Source organism: Streptococcus downei MFe28 (assembly GCF_900459175.1).
GTDB lineage: Bacteria > Bacillota > Bacilli > Lactobacillales > Streptococcaceae > Streptococcus > Streptococcus downei.
In genome coordinates this window covers 702223-719062 of the sequence record NZ_UHFA01000002.1, presented here as the reverse complement: position 1 = coordinate 719062, position 16840 = coordinate 702223, and the positions used below count along the sequence as shown (strand labels likewise).

15 protein-coding genes, 1 other RNA gene and 2 pseudogenes are annotated in these 16840 nt (G+C 42.9%); 5 read left to right on the top strand and 13 right to left on the bottom strand.

The annotated features are described in order from the left end of the window. Positions 1–467 precede the first annotated feature (467 nt). The 5 genes from DYE66_RS03525 to DYE66_RS03505 form a co-directional block, all read right to left on the bottom strand. Positions 468–1952, bottom strand: a complete 1485-nt coding sequence (locus DYE66_RS03525; RefSeq protein WP_003000975.1) for a cell division site-positioning protein MapZ family protein — start codon at positions 1950–1952, stop codon at positions 468–470. 11 nt (positions 1953–1963) lie between these two features. Next, entirely contained in the window at positions 1964–3118 is a 1155-nt protein-coding gene (locus DYE66_RS03520) for a THUMP domain-containing class I SAM-dependent RNA methyltransferase (RefSeq protein ID WP_004219366.1), read from the bottom strand. A 63-nt stretch (positions 3119–3181) separates the two neighbouring features. Further along, positions 3182–3552, bottom strand: an RNA gene (rnpB, locus tag DYE66_RS03515) — RNase P RNA component class B. A gap of 27 nt (positions 3553–3579) precedes the next feature. Continuing rightward, positions 3580–3918, bottom strand: a complete 339-nt coding sequence (gene gpsB, locus DYE66_RS03510; RefSeq protein WP_003001136.1) for a cell division regulator GpsB — start codon at positions 3916–3918, stop codon at positions 3580–3582. 89 nt (positions 3919–4007) lie between these two features. Then, entirely contained in the window at positions 4008–4532 is a 525-nt protein-coding gene (locus DYE66_RS03505; RefSeq protein WP_004219407.1) for an SLOG family protein, read from the bottom strand. A gap of 75 nt (positions 4533–4607) precedes the next feature. Here DYE66_RS03505 and recU point away from each other — a divergent pair, with 75 nt between their 5' ends. Together recU and pbp1a are read left to right on the top strand one after the other, a co-directional pair. Beyond that, positions 4608–5213, top strand: a complete 606-nt coding sequence (recU, locus tag DYE66_RS03500) for a Holliday junction resolvase RecU (RefSeq protein ID WP_003001019.1) — start codon at positions 4608–4610, stop codon at positions 5211–5213. After that, positions 5210–7456: a penicillin-binding protein PBP1A gene (gene pbp1a, locus DYE66_RS03495; RefSeq protein ID WP_115324922.1), complete on the top strand. Its 2247-nt coding sequence runs from the start codon at positions 5210–5212 to the stop codon at positions 7454–7456. Before recU ends, pbp1a begins: the two co-directional genes overlap by 4 nt. 54 nt (positions 7457–7510) lie before the next feature. Here the strand turns inward: pbp1a and pepC are convergent, their stop codons facing one another. Further along, positions 7511–8848, bottom strand: a complete 1338-nt coding sequence (gene pepC / locus DYE66_RS03490) for an aminopeptidase C (RefSeq protein ID WP_002999279.1) — start codon at positions 8846–8848, stop codon at positions 7511–7513. A 187-nt stretch (positions 8849–9035) separates the two neighbouring features. On the opposite strand from pepC, the gene DYE66_RS11165 reads away from it, so the two are divergent. Together DYE66_RS11165 and DYE66_RS03480 are read left to right on the top strand one after the other, a co-directional pair. Further along, the gene (locus DYE66_RS11165) at positions 9036–9467 is read left to right on the top strand and encodes an HXXEE domain-containing protein (RefSeq protein ID WP_115324920.1); all 432 of its coding nucleotides are present in this window, start codon (positions 9036–9038) and stop codon (positions 9465–9467) included. Positions 9468–9711: 244 nt separating this feature from the next. Next, entirely contained in the window at positions 9712–10011 is a 300-nt protein-coding gene (locus tag DYE66_RS03480; protein WP_002999447.1) for a YbaB/EbfC family nucleoid-associated protein, read from the top strand. 86 nt (positions 10012–10097) lie between these two features. Here the strand turns inward: DYE66_RS03480 and DYE66_RS03475 are convergent, their stop codons facing one another. From DYE66_RS03475 to DYE66_RS03450, 6 genes and pseudogenes are all read right to left on the bottom strand, one after another. Beyond that, a complete protein-coding gene (locus DYE66_RS03475; protein ID WP_002999386.1) occupies positions 10098–10817 on the bottom strand; it encodes a MerR family transcriptional regulator in 720 nt (239 codons plus the stop codon). Between the two features lie 166 nt (positions 10818–10983). Then, a complete protein-coding gene (locus DYE66_RS03470) occupies positions 10984–11574 on the bottom strand; it encodes a 3'-5' exonuclease (RefSeq protein WP_002999433.1) in 591 nt (196 codons plus the stop codon). Between the two features lie 62 nt (positions 11575–11636). After that, on the bottom strand, positions 11637–12149 hold the full coding sequence (locus tag DYE66_RS03465) for a DUF536 domain-containing protein (RefSeq protein ID WP_002999424.1): 513 nt from the start codon (positions 12147–12149) through the stop codon (positions 11637–11639). 220 nt (positions 12150–12369) lie between these two features. Next, a pseudogene (locus DYE66_RS11125) lies at positions 12370–12702 on the bottom strand (group II intron reverse transcriptase/maturase); the annotation flags it as partial. A 787-nt stretch (positions 12703–13489) separates the two neighbouring features. Further along, positions 13490–13711, bottom strand: a complete 222-nt coding sequence (locus tag DYE66_RS03455; RefSeq protein WP_115325186.1) for a hypothetical protein — start codon at positions 13709–13711, stop codon at positions 13490–13492. Between the two features lie 53 nt (positions 13712–13764). Then, complete coding sequence (locus DYE66_RS03450) at positions 13765–13977, bottom strand: hypothetical protein (protein ID WP_032798600.1); 213 nt, start codon at positions 13975–13977, stop codon at positions 13765–13767. Between the two features lie 355 nt (positions 13978–14332). Between DYE66_RS03450 and aao the strand changes: the two genes are divergently transcribed. Continuing rightward, positions 14333–15511, top strand: a complete 1179-nt coding sequence (gene aao / locus DYE66_RS03445) for an aminoacetone oxidase (protein ID WP_115324918.1) — start codon at positions 14333–14335, stop codon at positions 15509–15511. Positions 15512–15801: 290 nt separating this feature from the next. Here aao and DYE66_RS03440 read toward each other — a convergent pair. Next, positions 15802–16830: pseudogene (locus DYE66_RS03440) on the bottom strand (threonine aldolase family protein). Between the last annotated feature and the right edge of the window lie 10 nt (positions 16831–16840).

The window sequence follows — 16840 nt, the reverse complement described above, 5'->3', positions numbered from 1 at the left end:
GGACAAAAAGTCCTAGCCTCGTTACTTTTTCAACATTAGATACATTGACGTAGTGGCTGATTTGTGATGATGGATTTAATGCTTTGGCATTTAGTCCATCACATACCAGCGAAGCGGCAGTAAAGTCCTTATCCCTTGCTAAGAAGGGATAGGTCCAAGGGTCTGGGGGACCCTTGGAGGAAACCAAAATCAACTGTGCGGAGGCAGGAAATAAAAAGGTTCAGTGTACCTTTTTATCCCGAGCCTTGAAACGGGAAAGCGAGGATAGTCTGGGGATAGACTAGACTTCCCGCGACAGATCCCTTTCAAACTCGATGATAGTTTGAAAGGGAAACTAAGTAAGAGAGCCCAGTAGTTCGCAAAATGGCGACTACTGTATGGACTCTCTTAAACCTTGAAATTAAGGAGTGAGGCAAATCGATTTCTGAGAAATCGCGATTTTTATCCCTGCTCTCTTCTTTTTCTACTTAATAGTCTGGTTGGTGGCCTGAGGCATTTCCAAAGAAGTAGCCTGTTTGCGCATTAATAGAGAAGAGGTAGGTACCGTCAGACTTATACATATTGTAATAACCGTGGCCATTAATAATGTTGACAGGTTCTAGGATGTAGTCATCTCCTGAGAAATAACCCCTTTGTTGAGAGGTAGAGACAACCTTTTCCAGAATACCATCACCAAAGGCCCAGGCAGCATTATTAACGTCCTTAACGGCATCAGCATTGTAAGGAACCCGACTGCGATCTCTTTGGAGTTTGGCAGGGTCATAATTAGTAATTCCAGACTGACGAATGTTCCCTCCAGAAGGAATGCTAGGCGCAGGTGTAGCACCTGCATCAGAAGAGCCAGCCTTAGAATTTTGATCCCCATTATCTGCAGGAGCCGAGCTGGACTGACTAGATGAACTAGATGACGATTGAGCTGACTTTTGTTGCTCTTTCCCTTTTTTAACCGCTTCTTGAATCAGCTTATCCAAGGCACTGTTGCCAGTCTTAAGCGTATCATCCGTCAGTTTATCAAAGTCCGCATCCTTGTTAGCCTTGGCACCTTCCACTAATTTTCCATCCAGAATCACTTCCTTGTCAAATAACTTATTGATAGTCTGAATGGCGCTTACTTGTTTGGACAAACTCTTATAGTTGGTCTTGGCATCTCGATAATAGGTCGTACCATCCAACTTTTTCAAGCTCTTATTCAAATCGTCCAATTTAGAAAACTGGCTATTTTTTAGTTGGGTCTCTTTGTCATCAATGAAGAAAGACTTATAAGTTTTTTGGAAGCTGGCATAGTCTGACTTACCTGCCTTTTCTCCCTTGCTGCTAGTTCCAGAAGAAAGGGTCGTTGAGGATTGCTTGTTCCAATAATTGAGGCCAAAGCCAGCCCCGACAATCAAAACTAAGACTGCAACCAGACCAGCTACAATACCAGCCTTGCTCTTTTTCGAAGGTTCTATTTCGTCTAGACTGTCTTCGGATTCAGGCTCATCAACTTCTTGGTCAGAGTCCTCTTCCAATAGATAATCAGCATCATTGATGGACTGAGCTTTATCAGCAGTCTCCTCAGTTAGTTTTTGCACCTCCTTGACAGGCGTGAAGACCTTGGTCTCATCAATAAACTCTTGGCCAGCTGTATCGGCCTTTGAAGTCTTACTCTCAGAAGAAGTCTCCTGACCTTGGCTCGTTTCAGACTCCTTAGCTAGAATGCCTTGGTTGGCCAATTCTTCCTTTTGCTTTTGAATAAAACTATCCAAGGATGAGGTGTCAATATTTTCGAAATCCGACTTCTGCGACTCAAATTTCTCAGCATCAACCTGGTCCTTATGCTGTTTGATATACTTGTCGAGAAGCCCATCGTCATCAGTAACACCAGCTTCTATTTCCTTATGTTTTTGAAGTGCCTCTTGGATCGTCATGTCCTTGGCATCTTCAAAGTCCAACTTACCATTTTCCCTAGCCATCTCTTCCCTCTCTACATTTCCGAACGTCTGACTCGTTGACCGAAATATTGATACAAATCAACCCGCAAGGTCCCATTGTAAAGTTTGCGTTTTTTATCAGCAACCGTTCCGTACTTTTGCTCAAAATTTTCATCACTAGTCAAAATAAATTTGCTCCAAGTCTTAAGTGGCGCAAAGGTTTGCCCCATCTCATTATACAGAATGTCAACCGCTTTGTCATCAAGCAATCGCTCACCATATGGCGGATTAGAAACAATCACTCCGTTGATTTTATCCGTTTTCAGGTCCTGCAGGCGCATTTGTTTCAATTTGATAACATCTGCAAGTCCAGCCTCTAGAGCATTATTCTTAGCGATTTCAATCATCCGAGCATCAATGTCACTACCCATAATGTCCAAATCTCTATCATAATTGGCTTGACTCTCGGCCTGGTCACGAACTTCTTGAACCAGGTCCGAGTCCACCCAAGGCCAGGCCTCAAAGGCAAAATCGCGGTTGAAACCAGGGGCGATATTCATGCCAATCATGGCTGCCTCAATACAGAAGGTCCCTGACCCACAGGTCGGATCAATAAAGGGTTTGTCTGGGTACCAGTTGGACAACATAATAATGGCCGCTGCCATATTTTCCTTGATGGGGGCGCCACCCTTGTCCGTCCGATAACCGCGTTTAAAGAGGCTTTCCCCTGTCGTATCAATCATAAGCATGGCCCTATCCTTGCGGATTGACACTTCTATTTTAAATTCCGGACCAGTTTCCTGCAGAGGGACCCCTTCTGGACGATGAAAGTGGGTCTGGAGCTTCTTTACAATAGCCTTCTTGGTGATAGCCTGAACACTAGGCTCATTGTGGAGCTTGGATTGGACACACTTGGCCTTGGCCACTGGAAACTTTGCCCCAAGTGGAAGATAATTCTCCCAATCTAGAGCAAAGACCCCCTGAAAGAGTTCCTCAAAGGTCCGCGCTGGAAATTCACCTACGACAATCTTAACTCGGTCTGCTGTTCGTAGCCAGAGATTAGTCCGAGCTATAGTTCTAACATCTCCTTGGAAACGGACACGACCATTTTCAACCTGTCTGTCAATTCCCAACTCCTTAATTTCTCGGCCAACAAGAGCTTCCAGCCCCGCTGCTGCCGTCGCTATGAGGTTAAATTTTTGCTTCATACTGTTCCTATTTGCTTACAAGAAAAGCTAGCCTGAGCTAGCTCTAAAACCTATTATGCAATTTTCTATAAGCCATGTTTTGTTCCAGAGGTACTAGGTCCTACCCCCTTCGATAATCATCTGTCTACTGCTTGCGCAGTCAAGATGGTCCGTTCGCATTCCAGCCATCTCGTGCCCCGACCAAAGTTTGGGTTGCTAGCTTGAGGGGTTTACCGCGTTCCACCCCTTGAGTTTCCTCAAAGGCTCCGTCACTGTGGCACTTTCAGGACTAGAGGCATATCCAAGGACTTAGCCTCATCGTCCGCCGTAATGTCAAATAGACATCCCTAGGCTTATTGTTTCACCTAGCACAAACACTACTGGCATCACAGCCAGTGCTAGCATGGACTTTCCTCATGCCGACAGAAAAAAGCGACATGCGATTATCCAAAAATTGCACACTGCCTCTTAGTCTATGAATTTTAGTCGACTAATTGTTTCCCAAAGACTTCCTTTTCTAGGCGGCTAACACGCTTCAACAAATCAATGTTACTCGCTTGCGCAGAAGCTACGCTAGCAGTCCGAACACCATCACTACCATAAGTTGGAGCAAGGCTGGCGGGTTGAGAGGCTGCCTTTTTGGCATCCGCCTTCAATTTTTCATTTTCTTTTCGCAAGGCTGCGATTTGAGCGGCGTAGGTCTCGTAGTCTTTGATGACATCATCAAGAAACTCGTCAACCTCATTCTTGTCATAACCACGCATGCTCGTTTTAAAATCTTGTTCGTAAATGTCCTTTGGACTAAAAATAATACTTGCCATTCTTTTCTCCATACCTATCTGTCAATTTCGTCAGGGCCAAGCCCTAGCGTTAATTAATTATACAGACAAAAATATCAAAAATCAAGTCTTTACCACTCATCATTTTCCAAAATTTCGTTCAAATCTTCGAAGATTAAGAAGTCTACAAAATAGTGTTTATCAGAGGTCATTTGGCTAATAAAATATTTCAAATTTGTTTCAGCCTCTGAGTCGTAAAAGACATAGGCCCCATCTGTATTATCAATCAAAAACTGATTATAAGTCCGAAACTGGCCTGGATTTTGGTAACTTTCATAAGAGTACTTGACAAAGTCGGCTCCTTTAAAGCGAGCTAGCTTTTCCTGATTGGCTTCCTTCCAGTTCTGACCATGAGTTTGAAAGGGAAAGATGACAGCCGTCTGAAATCCATACTGGACCTTGAGTTCCTCAGCCACCTCAAAGGCCCAAAACTCAAAGCCTAGGTTGCCTGTAAAAATCAACCAGTCTAGTCCTTGATCACAGTAGCCTAAAATGGCCCTCTTGATGGCCTTCTTGATAACCGCTATCTTGGGGTCCTTATCCTTAAAAATCCCCAGTTCAAAACTGCGGTAACCTGTTACGAGAATTGAAGTCATAGACTGTATTCCTTTTTATTTTTATGGTATAATGGGATGGCTTATGGAAATAAGTCTGTCTAAGTTAGGAGAATTATGGTTAACTATCCACATAACCTTGTTCGTAAGCCATTCCCAAAAGTCAGACAGCAAAAGAAAAAAACTGATTTTGCCAATCGGGGAATGTCTTTCGAGGCGGCCATCAACCAGACCAATGATTACTATCTGGCCCACAAACTGGCTGTCATTCACAAGAAGCCGACTCCTGTTCAGATTGTCAAGGTTGACTATCCAAAAAGAAGTCGGGCAAAAATTGTAGAAGCCTATTTCAGACAAGCTTCTACAACTGACTATTCTGGCGTTTACAAGGGCCACTATATTGATTTTGAGGCAAAGGAAACTCGTCAGAAAACGGCCATGCCCATGAAGAATTTCCACGCCCATCAGATTGAACATATGGCCCAGGTTGTCAGGCAGGACGGCATCTGCTTTGTCCTCCTCCATTTTTCCAGCTTAAAAGAGACTTACCTACTGCCGGCCAAGGCTCTGATTGATTTCTATCAGATTGATTATGGTAGTAAATCCATGCCCCTTGATTATATCAAAAAAGAAGGCATAAAAATAGAAGAGAGTGCCTACCCACAAGTCCCCTATTTAGATATTATTGACTACCATTTTTTGAACGGAAGTAAAGAGTTATGAAAAAATTTGATTTCAAAGTTCCGGATTGGAAAAACATCGGTGCCAACTTGTCCGATCGCATCAAATCCATTGGGAAGAACGAAGGCGAACATGGGCAGAAGTTGACGCCCAAGCAGAAGACGTGGAAATTTTTCAAGTATTTCTTGGGCATTCTAGCTTCGCTATTTATCGTAGGCTTGCTGGCTGGTGGCCTCCTTTTTGCTTACTATGCTAGCAGTGCTCCTGCACTCTCTGAAAAGCAGTTGGTCGCGACCAATTCCAGTATCCTCTACGATAAGAATGGCACTGAAATAGCCGATTTAGGGGCAGAAAAGCGGATTAGTGCCAAAACAGACTCCATTCCAGTCAATCTAGTTAATGCCATTACTGCTATTGAAGACCATCGCTTCTATAAACACAGAGGGATTGATGTCTATCGGATTATCGGTGCCGCTTGGCATAATTTCACCCGAAGCTCGACCCAAGGGGGCTCGACCCTCGACCAGCAGTTGATTAAACTGGCCTATTTCTCGACCAATAATTCAGATAAGACCCTCAAACGTAAGGCCCAAGAAGCTTGGCTAGCCATCCAGATGGAGAAAAAATATAGCAAGCAGGAAATTATGACCTTCTATGTCAATAAGGTCTACATGGGTAACGGTTACTACGGGATGCAGACAGCGGCTCAAGGTTACTATGGTAAGAGCCTGACCGACCTGTCCATTCCCCAGTTGGCCCTTTTGGCAGGTCTGCCAAATGCTCCTACTCTCTACGATCCTTACACCAACCCTGAGCAGGCTAAGAAGAGACGAGACACCGTCCTTTCGGAAATGTATAAGGTTGGCAGTATTGATAAGAAGACCTACAACGAAGCTGTCGCTACTGATGTTACTGACGGCCTGATTCCTCAGACCAAGAAGGCTAGCTATGACGCCTATCTTGATAACTATATCAAGCAGGTGGTTGAGCAGGTCTCAGACAAGACCCACGCGGATGTCTACAGCGCCGGCCTCAAGGTCTACACCAATGTGGATACCCAAGCCCAACAACAACTCTATAATATCGTTAACTCTGACGACTACATCGCCTACCCTGACGACAAGATACAGGTGGCTTCTACGGTTATTGATGTTACTAATGGTAATGTTGTGGCCCAAATTGGAGCCCGTCACCAGGACGAAGCTGTTTCAATGGGAACCAACCAAGCTGTTTTAACCGACCGTGACTGGGGTTCAACCATGAAACCAATCACCGATTATGCTCCTGCCATCGAAAATGGTGTTTACAATTCTACTGGAGCCAGCGTCTCAGATAGTCCTTACTACTTCCCTGGTACCTCCACTCCCGTCTATGACTGGGATAGAAAATACATGGGAACCATGTCCATCCAAACGGCTATCCAACAATCTCGTAACGTTCCGGCCGTGAAATCCCTTGCTGCTGTAGGCCTCGATAAGGCCCAAAGCTTCCTGAGTGGTCTAGGCATCAATTATCCAGAATTGAACTATGCCAATGCCATCTCAAGTAACAATAGTAGCAACGATAAAAAATACGGGGCAAGCTCTGAAAAGATGGCGGCTGCCTATGCTGCCTTCTCTAATGGCGGTACCTATTACGAGCCCCTCTATATTAACAAGGTAGAATTTAGTAACGGCAAGGATCAAACCTTCTCATCATCTGGCAGTCAGGCCATGTCGGCTTCAACAGCTTATATGATGGTTGACATGATGAAGACCGTTCTACAAGCTGGTACAGGTACCAAGGCGGCCGTACCAGGTGCCATCAATGCTGGTAAGACAGGTACCTCCAACTATTCCGACGATGAATTAGCTCAAGTCGAAGCCAATACAGGCCTCTACAACTCCTCAGTTGGTACCATGGCTCCTGATGAATCCTTTGTCGGTATCACACCAATGTACTCTATGGCAGTCTGGACTGGCTACAAGAGCCGACTGACTCCAGTCTATGGTACAGGTCTTGATGTTGCAGCTGAAGTCTATCAAGCTATGAGCTCCTACCTCTTCCAAACCAATGGCAGTGGTAGCAGCGATTGGACTATGCCAGATGGAGTTTACCGCAGTGGCGGTTACGTTGCTAAGAGCGGCTATAGCAACAATTATAGCTACAGTAGCTCATCATCATCTTATAATAGTTACAGTAGCAGCTCTGACAGTCAACCACAAAGTTCATCAAATAGTGATTCAAATTCATCATCAAGCAACCAAGCTAACCAAAATAACGATGATGATAATGATGATGAATAAAAAACCTAAAAAGCCTTGAGCGACTCACGCTCAAGGCTTTTTAACTACATGAACTTATTTACTAGCCAAGGCTCCCATTGGATCCCAAGGCGCTAACACTTTTGGTTCAGCTTCATAGGCTGCCAGCTCCTCTTTGGTCAAAAATTCCTTGCGAACAACAATTTGGTAGGTGTACTCATCCATCCAACTATCCGTTGCGACGAAGTAACCGTCTTTACCAACCTTCTCACCCCAAGAATTTTCCACCTTCCATTTGACTGGTTGACCTTGAGCATCCAAATCAACACCAGTCAAAACCATGGCATGGGTCATCAAACTTTCGCTGTAGTCCAAACGGCCAGCCTTATCTTGCTTAAGGTTAATATCAAGAGCCGTCGCAAAGTCATAAAGATCTGTCGCCATAACACCAGATTGACGATTGCTTGATTGACCAACATCTGAACCAAACCAGACCGTTTCACCAGCCTTCATTTGGGCAATAGCCAATTCCTTGAACCGTTTCATATCCAAGTTGAGGTAGCGAACTTGACGGCTTCCAACAACATTTCCCAAAAGTTCAACCGTGTAGGACTTGCCATAAGGCTTATCTGCTGTTGGTGCGTTGATGATAGAGACATAATCATCCAGTTTGAGACCGACATATTCTTGATAGAATTCCTGAGGGCTAATGTTAGTGTCCTTGTGGAAATTATCATCCTTATCCCGATAGGCAAAATCGAAGCGACGAGGAGGGAGGCCCAGATTGACAGCCAAGAAATTAAAAATTTCCTGTAAAAGGGCTTCCTTCTTAGCTTGAACAGCTTCAGCATCTCCTCCAGCAGCTATTAATTCACGCAAGATTTGCGCATCTTGGCGAAGCAATTTATTTAGGTACTGGTTGAGTTCGCGACTATTGCTAGAGGAAACAGACTCTGGATAAACCGATTTAGGGACGACTCCGTACTTTTCAAAAAGGGCCACGACCATGTCCCATTGGCCCCCATCTTGTTGGGGTACATCCAGCAGAAACTTGACCTTCCGGCTACCAAGCTCCTGGTCGGCTGTCGCAATGATTTGTTCCAGGAACCAGTTGGATTTTTCATACTTATCCCAGAAAAAGGTATGCGCTTGCGAGAGTTCGAAGTTTTCCAACTTGAAGTCGGAAATCAATTTGTGACGGAAGGTATTGAGGGCCGCAAACATCCAGCAACGGCCAGATTGCTTTTGATTAGCCACCTCATCCTTAGTCAAATCAATGGAGTAGGCAAAGTCATTATTTTGACTCGCCTCACGTTTTTCTAGTGACTTAAGCAAGCCAGCATGGCTGACCGCATTCTCCACCGCACGAAGTTTGGGATTAGCTTCAAAGTCAGCAAAGAGCTTGTCTGTAAAACTTATTTCAATTTTTGACATAAGAAACTTCTTTCTAAAATTTATTTCCTATTTATTATAGTACAAGCTATAAAATATGCAAGCCCTTGCCAATCAAACTCATTAAGCTTTTGTGGTACCTTCTAGCAAAGGATTGACCTATCTATAAAACAATCATATAATATCTTCAAATACGCCATAAGTGCACCACTTGTCAGAGGAGATTGTCATGAAACATATTATAAACAAAATAGATTCTATCAAATATCTAAACGTATTTTTAGGCGTTTTTTTCATACATTTTTTACACCAAATAGAAGAAAGTCTGTCATTTTTTAACTGGTACAATTATCACTATAGTAATCTAGGAAGTTGGGCAATATTACCTGCCAGTATTACAAAGTTAGTGATTAAACATCCAAACTACTTTATCTTAGCAAGTTTCCTACAGTTTCTACTAATCTTCACTTTAGCATTTATAAGCAAACATTATAAAAACGGATTAAAGAGTTTTTCAACGCTTTACATCATTGGTCTCGACTTTTTCTTAATATGGCATATCTTGTCGTGTTACAACCCACATATTTATCCCCCAGTAATGGTAACTTGCATACTCGGACTATTCTATACTCCAAAATGGATCTATTCATTATATAAATAATACTTAGAATAGTTATTCTGTTAGAGTCTTCAATAAATTAGTTCAAGTAATAAATAATTAATTTTATTTGCCGGAGATTTAACAAGTCAAAATATTAGTGCTTGTGATATAATATCTCTGTACTTTATGTTATATCATAGTGAATCAAGTAACAACGATTATAACATAGGAAATAGAACATGGTCATTTTTGGACATTAAACTTACATTTACTCCCCCACTATGAAAGGAATCTAGAAAATCTTATGATGAATATGCAAAATATGATGAAGCAGGCTCAGAAGCTGCAAAAGCAAATGGAGCAAAAACAGGGAGAATTGGCTGCCCAAGAATTTGTTGGCAAGTCAGCTCAAGACCTCGTTGTGGCAAGCTTCACCGGTGACAAGAAATTGGTCAGCATTGACTTCAAGGAAGCTGTCGTTGACCCTGAAGACATCGAAACCTTGCAGGATATGACCAGCCAGGCTATCAATGATGCCCTAGAGCAAATTGATGCAGCAACCAAGAAAACCATGGGAGCCTTTGCTGGTAAATTGCCTTTCTAATAGGCTATCAATCAGGTTAGGCACACCCCTGCCATATACAGATAAAAACACCGCCGGACGAGAATCCAGCGGTATTTTTGTTTATCCTACTTCTTCTCCTTGGCCAATTCCAGACAATAGGATTTCTTGTGGCAATGAGGGCAGGTCAGCTTGCGAGTTCTGGGAGCACGCCCTGCCCAGGCAAATTCTTTAAAACTTGGCTCAAAGAGCTGATGACAATTTGGACAAAGATAGACATACTGCCTTCTGAAATAAAGGACAAGCCCAGTGAAATAAATAATAAAGAGCAGTCCCTCTGTCCATTGCAACCACGAAGGTTGAGGAACAAAGAGCATTAGGGCGATATAAGCCCCTGCAGAAATTATCATTGAAGACCACCACTTCAATTGCAAACGACGCCAATTCTTTTGATTATCCATGACTATGGTCATATCCGAGACTAGCTTTAGGCTTTGGCCAGATTGGCCCTTGAGCGTGTCAAGTAGCTTAACAGACCTGTCAAGTTGACTTTTGCGTTTGGCCATATCCTGCTTTAGACTAGCAATATTATCCTCCAGCAACATGGTTAAAACCTGACTAGCATTTGCTTCTGCTATAACCTTTTTGATTTGCTCAATTGAGAAATCTAGATCCCGCAAAAAGCAGATGATTTGGAGTTGTTCGAGATCGCTTTCTGAATAAATCCGCCGACCACCTTGGCTCAATTGGGAGGGCTCAAGAATACCACGCTTGTCGTAATACTGAACCGTTCGGACAGAAACACCAGCCAACTTGGCCAAGTCACCTGTGGAATAAGTCTGAGACATGACTGTCACCTCCTTTTAGATATGATACAAAGATTAAAACAGGCTAGTAAACTAGAGCGGGCACCCTAACAATTCTAGTTTGTTTTCCTTTGTTCATCTGCTATTTTAGGGCATGACCCAGCGTCATTAGCAAGCCCTGACCCTAGGTGATTTTATTTTTTTCCACTTAATCTTCAAATAAGTCCCCCAAGGCAGCAAAAGGATTGTCGCTTACCACTTCTTCTTTCTGGTCCAGATAACTTTTATTCTCATCTAGTTCTAAGAATTTTTCATAGACTAGGGCAGTCATGCGAGCATCCTCCAGGCTGTCATGACTGCGACCGGAAATTCCTAAAAATTCAGCAACCGTATGCAGTTGCAAATTGGCGATACCATTGAGATCCAAACTACGACGCTCAAAGGCTTGTTCAAAGACATCAACCCTATAATGTTCAGACAAATCCAGACCATTTTCGGCCAAGAGAGGCAAGTCACTCTTAAGAGCATTGTAGCCAATCAGAGGAGTCTCACCAATAAAGGTCCGAAAATCTGCCAAAACCTGCTCCAACTTAGGGGCCTTGGCAATTTTATCGGCCGTAATTCCTGTCAAGCCATTGATAAAACTTTGCAAGGGTACCGAACTGTAGGCATAGCTGTCAAAATGAGCAACTTCCTCATGACCAGCAAATTTAACTGCCGATACTTGGATAATGTGGCTAACCCCAGCTACGGTGTTGAATTCCAAATCAAAAGCGATGTAGTTCTCTAACTTTTCCATACTTACCTTTACCTATTAAAAGAGGCCAGAACGCTTGTTCTAACCTGAAAATTATTCACTGATTAACGACCAAAAATCCGAGCGAAGAAACCTTTTTTAGCCTGCTCTTGCTGGATTTGAATCTCCTCAACCTGATTGCGAGCCTCATCTAATTCCAGCTTAAGATTTTCACTATCCTGCATGGCTGTCAGAGTCAACTGCTGTTGCTGGTCCAATTGTTTATCCTTCTCAGCAATTTGCACATCCTTGATATTAAGCTGTTCATTCATGGACGCCAGCTGGACATCCTTAGCTTTGAGTTGATTATAGAGACGTTCAATCTCTGCATTCTTCTCATCGACCAGAATTTCCATCAGCTCTCTTTGCTTGGTCTCTTCGCTGACTGGTTCATCCTCAAAGATGGTCTTCTTATAAATCTCTTCCAGCTTGATTAGGCCATCTCGGTTAACAACCGTCACGCCCTTTTCATTTTTCCCGACAAATTCTTCAGGTAAGGATTTTACCCGATTGTTGACGGCTTGGCGACTGACACCAAGAATCTCAGCTAATTCACTGACTGTTTTTTCAATAGCCATAAGGTCCTCTTTTTATCCGAAATTTCTCCTAAAATAGTATCATAATAGGCTTTGACTGTCAATTTAGACAGGAAAACGCACCAGCAAACAATCGAGTAGAGTTTAACGAATAGTCCCTCTCACACCACCGTACATGCCTCTCTAGTAAAGGCGGTTCAATTAACCTTTAACGCATGTAGTTCTAAATAATAATCTAAGCAAGAAACCAGTTCTCGTACAATACAGTATCAAAGAATGTCTCTAGGTCGATGGCTACAATCCACTCGTAACCATCTTTGAGGTACTCTAATAACTTGGACTATGGCTTGTTGGATAAGCCTGTCCATAACGGTCGGAATACCTAACTTGTACCTAGCCCCCTGAAGTACCGGCTGTGGTTTATACTAGCTTTCCTTTATCAGTTTATCAGTTGCTTCGGTCCTCGCCAGTGTTGGCGGAGATAAACCTCTATCTCGTCAAGGGAAACCCCAACTGAACCCTTATTGGATTTTACTTGGGTGTAGGCTTCTAACATATTGTCTCGAGATAAAATCTTATCTAGTAGTTGTGACAGGTGCGTATCCTTGGTTGTTTCGGTGTCTGAGGGACATCTGCTTATATTGGTGAGTTGTCCGCTAGCCAATACGTGACTGTTTTCAGCCCTATCAGACCGCTAGTTTTACAGACACAAGTGAAGGTTAAGGGGTCAACCCTTCGCTCCACTTATATTACAGAAGTTTCATCCTACTATAGCTTCGGCTGACTTCTCATGATTCGTTGTTACTACGTCAGAATGACGCTCATGAGACCTCACGGGATAAGTCCAACATCTTTTCTCGGTTACACTTGTGATTTACGACTATAGGTTACGATTACCTTTTGGAGCTTTAGTGTTTATGACCACCTTATCCGCTATAGGCGCCTTAGTATCACGTTTCTATTCGTAATGACTTGATTTCGCTATCTCTTCCTCTCCCTGCTACCTCATGATAGCCAATATGAAGGGGCGCTATTGGATTCACCGATAGCAGGTGTCACATGGGACTTTCACCTCAAATGTACGGTATGTCCGTCGTACCATAAAGAAATGCGCACAATAAGATATTATTGTGCACATTTCAGAGTGAAAATTAATAAACAAAATAAAGTATTTTCTGAAAATTAGTCTTTAATATTTTCTAAGAAGATGATATTTCTATTCTGAACCTTCATAAAAATACAAAAAAATATTAAAACCGATTAGTAGAATAACCAGTAATACTGCAAGCAACTTCGAATATGGCCATAGAATGAGAAAAGGCGCACCAGAAGCCAGTAACCTTCCCAACAGCAATAATTTTTTATTTATTTTCTTCATAAACTCAACGATAGGCCATATAAGCGGTGATGGCACCTTGAATTCCCTCAGCAGCTACAAAGGCTAAGGCAGCTGGAGGGCAAGCCAACGCACCAAAAGCTGCAAACCCATACCCTAGTGCAGTTATGCCACTAATTGTAATATCGTATTTACTATAACCACCTGTAGTATCAGAAAGTTGGTCATCTTCTACTACCTCAAATGTGTCAAATGCTTTTGTATCCAATGTTATTGTTGTCATTATAATACCTCCATTTACCTAGTAATAATCAGAGAAACTTATTTATCATTAAGAGCAGCAATAGCTACACCATCACAAGCATAAGCTAAAGCAAGAGTCGCCCAACCTACAGGTCCTGAACCTGCAAGAATCGCTGTACCAACAAAACCAAGTGCCATTGCACATGCACTCCCTGCCACTACTTCATTAACTCCTCCAACACTTTCAGCTAGAAATTTCGCATTTGTTACTTCAAAGTTATCAAATGCCATTGAATTCAAGGTTACCGTATTCATAAATTCTCCTCTTTCCATACCATCACGATTTTTTAAATCATTTTACAAGTTCTATACTACTACGTAACTATTTCATATACAATCTCTGCTAATCAGTTTTATTTTAATTGTTAATACATCGAAAAAAACTCAAATTTTCTGCTTTTTTAATTTTATTCTAGCTACTTATCTCTCGGCTTGCCTTTGTGGGACAAAATAATTAGCTAATAGTTCTGAGCTAATTATTTCTTCTCATTGACCTTAATGAAAATTAATGAAAATCAGACAATGACTCTCCTACTATTAACAACAATCATTAAGACTGGCCCAAGCCTTATGCTATAATAGGGACATGACAAAAACTGAATTCGATACCATAATCATAGGCGCTGGACCTGCAGGCATGATGGCAGCCGTTGCCCCTTGCTCCTATGGCTTTTCCACACTTTTGATTGAAAAAAATAAACGACTGGGTAAAAAATTAGCAGGCACTGGCGGAGGCCGTTGCAACGTGACCAATAGTGGTAGCCTTGATGACCTAATGGCTAGCATTCCTGGCAATGGTCGCTTCCTCTACAGCGTTTTTTCCCAGTTTGACAACCACGATATTATCAACTTTTTTGAGGACAGTGGTGTCCCCCTCAAAGAAGAAGACCACGGACGTATGTTCCCGACAACTGACAAATCTCTTACCATCATCCAAGCCCTGGAAAATAAAATTAGAGAACTTGGTGGCAGGATTCTGACCCAAACCGAAATAGTCTCGGTTAAGAAGCAGGATACCACCTTTATTCTCAAATCGGCCGAGCAAACTTTTAGCTGTCAAAAACTGATTGTCACAACAGGAGGTAAGTCCTATCCCTCAACTGGCTCGACTGGCTTTGGTTACGAGATTGCCCGTCATTTCAAGATGACTGTCACCCCTTTGGAAGCTGCAGAAAGCCCTCTCCTAACTGACTTTCCCCACAAGGCCCTGCAAGGTATTTCCCTAGACGACGTTACCCTTAGCTATGGCAAGCACAAGATCACCCACGACCTGCTCTTCACCCACTTCGGCCTATCAGGTCCTGCTGCTCAAAGGCTGTCCAGCTTCGTCTTGGGTGGGGAAGTTGTCCAGCTCGACCTCCTGCCCAAGTTGACAACCCAAGAGCTCGAGAACCTGCTAGATCAGGAACGTGAAAAGTCTGTCAAAAACGCTTTGAAGCCCCTCCTCCCAGAACGACTATCTGACTTTCTTGCTCAAGGTTTTCCAGAAAAAGTTAAACAGCTGACAGCACAAGAAAAAAAGAGTCTGATTCAAAAAATCAAGACCTTGCCTATTAAAGTCACAGGCAAGATGTCTCTGGCCAAATCCTTCGTCACCAAGGGTGGCATTAACCTCAAGCAAATCAATCCCAAGACTTTGGAGAGCAAAACCGTTCCAGGACTGCACTTTGCCGGCGAAGTCTTGGATATTAATGCTCATACCGGTGGCTTCAATATTACAGCAGCTCTCTGCACCGGCTGGGTGGCCGGTAGTCCTCATTATTAAGAGGGAGTAATTCGGTCTTTTCTTAAATAAGTTAAAAATTAAGTTTTCTAACAGTTTTAATTAAGCGTGTTTTTAGTAGGATTGAATATAATAATCTCACAATTCTTCTTATTCAAACCCTTTGCAGCCCTAGCGGCTGCTTTTTTTATTTAATTTAGAATACTAGGACAGCAAACACTGGAGCTAGTCTATGCAGGGACATTTGCTTGTTTCACAAGCTTGAAACCTTGTTACTCATCACAACTGACAAGAACCTAAAAAAGAGCGGCCTCATCAGCCACTCTAATTTCTTATAAAATTTCTTTTAATTGATCGATATCTTCCTGGGTTGTAGACCAACTGGTGGCCAGCCGAATGACGGTCTGGTTATCGTCATATTTTCCCCAGAAGCTATAGACTAATTTTTTCCCTAATGCTTCTAAGCGATTATTCTCAACAATGACAAATTGTTGGTTGGTTGGAGATTGGTAAAAGAATTGATACCCCTTATCCTGCAAAATATTCTTGAGTTGGGCGGCCAGTCGCAGGGCTTCTTTCCCGATTTCTAAATAGAGATTATCGCTAAAGAATTGGTCAAACTGAATGCCCAAAATCCGTCCCTTAGCTAGGAGAGCACCGTGTTGCTTAACCATGGTGTTAAAGCGTTTAGGCATATTGGCATGGGGGAAAACGACTGCTTCGCCGATAAGGGCACCCATCTTGGTCCCACCGATATAGAAAACATCTGTCAACTGGGCAATGGTTGGCAGGTCGAGATCAGTAGCTTCAGCCGCCAGACCATAGCCTAACCTAGCTCCATCTAGGAAGAGAGGAATTTTATAAGAGCGACAAAGTTGAGCCAGTTCTGTCAACTCAGCCTTGCTATAGAGGGCCCCATATTCAGTCGGGTGAGAGATATAAACCATGCCTGGATAAACCATGTGCTCTTGATTTCCATCCGCATAGAAATCTTCCAAGGTCTGTTTGACATCCTTGGCAAAAATTTTCCCATTTTCATGCGGAAGCGTCAGCACCTTGTGACCGGTGTATTCAATGGCCCCCGCGCCTCATGGACAGAAATGTGACCTGTCTGAGCAGCTACGACCCCCTCATAAGAAGCCAGCATGCTGTCAATAACAACCTGATTGGTCTGGGTTCCACCCGTTAGGAAAAAAAAACTGGGCATCTGGTGCCTGACAGGCATCCTTAATTTTTTGACTGGCTTTTTCGCTATAGGTGTCCAGACCGTAGCCCGCAAGATTCTCACCGTTTGTCTTGGTCAAGGCCTCTAAGAGTTTAGGGTGGACCCCTTCATTGTAGTCGTTTTCAAAATGTAGCATTGAAGTGTCA

Bases quoted from the DNA above. Each gene is read 5' to 3' on its own strand.
- DYE66_RS03505 (WP_004219407.1), bottom strand. From the start codon at position 4,532: ATGACTTCAATTCTCGTAACAGGTTACCGCAGTTTTGAACTGGGGATT.
- recU (WP_003001019.1), top strand. From the start codon at position 4,608: ATGGTTAACTATCCACATAACCTTGTTCGTAAGCCATTCCCAAAAGTC.
- DYE66_RS03520 (WP_004219366.1), bottom strand. From the start codon at position 3,118: ATGAAGCAAAAATTTAACCTCATAGCGACGGCAGCAGCGGGGCTGGAA.
- DYE66_RS03470 (WP_002999433.1), bottom strand. From the start codon at position 11,574: ATGGAAAAGTTAGAGAACTACATCGCTTTTGATTTGGAATTCAACACC.
- DYE66_RS03480 (WP_002999447.1), top strand. From the start codon at position 9,712: ATGATGAATATGCAAAATATGATGAAGCAGGCTCAGAAGCTGCAAAAG.
- pepC (WP_002999279.1), bottom strand. From the start codon at position 8,848: ATGTCAAAAATTGAAATAAGTTTTACAGACAAGCTCTTTGCTGACTTT.
- pbp1a (WP_115324922.1), top strand. From the start codon at position 5,210: ATGAAAAAATTTGATTTCAAAGTTCCGGATTGGAAAAACATCGGTGCC.
- DYE66_RS03475 (WP_002999386.1), bottom strand. From the start codon at position 10,817: ATGTCTCAGACTTATTCCACAGGTGACTTGGCCAAGTTGGCTGGTGTT.
- DYE66_RS03465 (WP_002999424.1), bottom strand. From the start codon at position 12,149: ATGGCTATTGAAAAAACAGTCAGTGAATTAGCTGAGATTCTTGGTGTC.
- gpsB (WP_003001136.1), bottom strand. From the start codon at position 3,918: ATGGCAAGTATTATTTTTAGTCCAAAGGACATTTACGAACAAGATTTT.
- DYE66_RS03525 (WP_003000975.1), bottom strand. From the start codon at position 1,952: ATGGCTAGGGAAAATGGTAAGTTGGACTTTGAAGATGCCAAGGACATG.
- aao (WP_115324918.1), top strand. From the start codon at position 14,333: ATGACAAAAACTGAATTCGATACCATAATCATAGGCGCTGGACCTGCA.
- DYE66_RS03450 (WP_032798600.1), bottom strand. From the start codon at position 13,977: ATGGCATTTGATAACTTTGAAGTAACAAATGCGAAATTTCTAGCTGAA.
- DYE66_RS11165 (WP_115324920.1), top strand. From the start codon at position 9,036: ATGAAACATATTATAAACAAAATAGATTCTATCAAATATCTAAACGTA.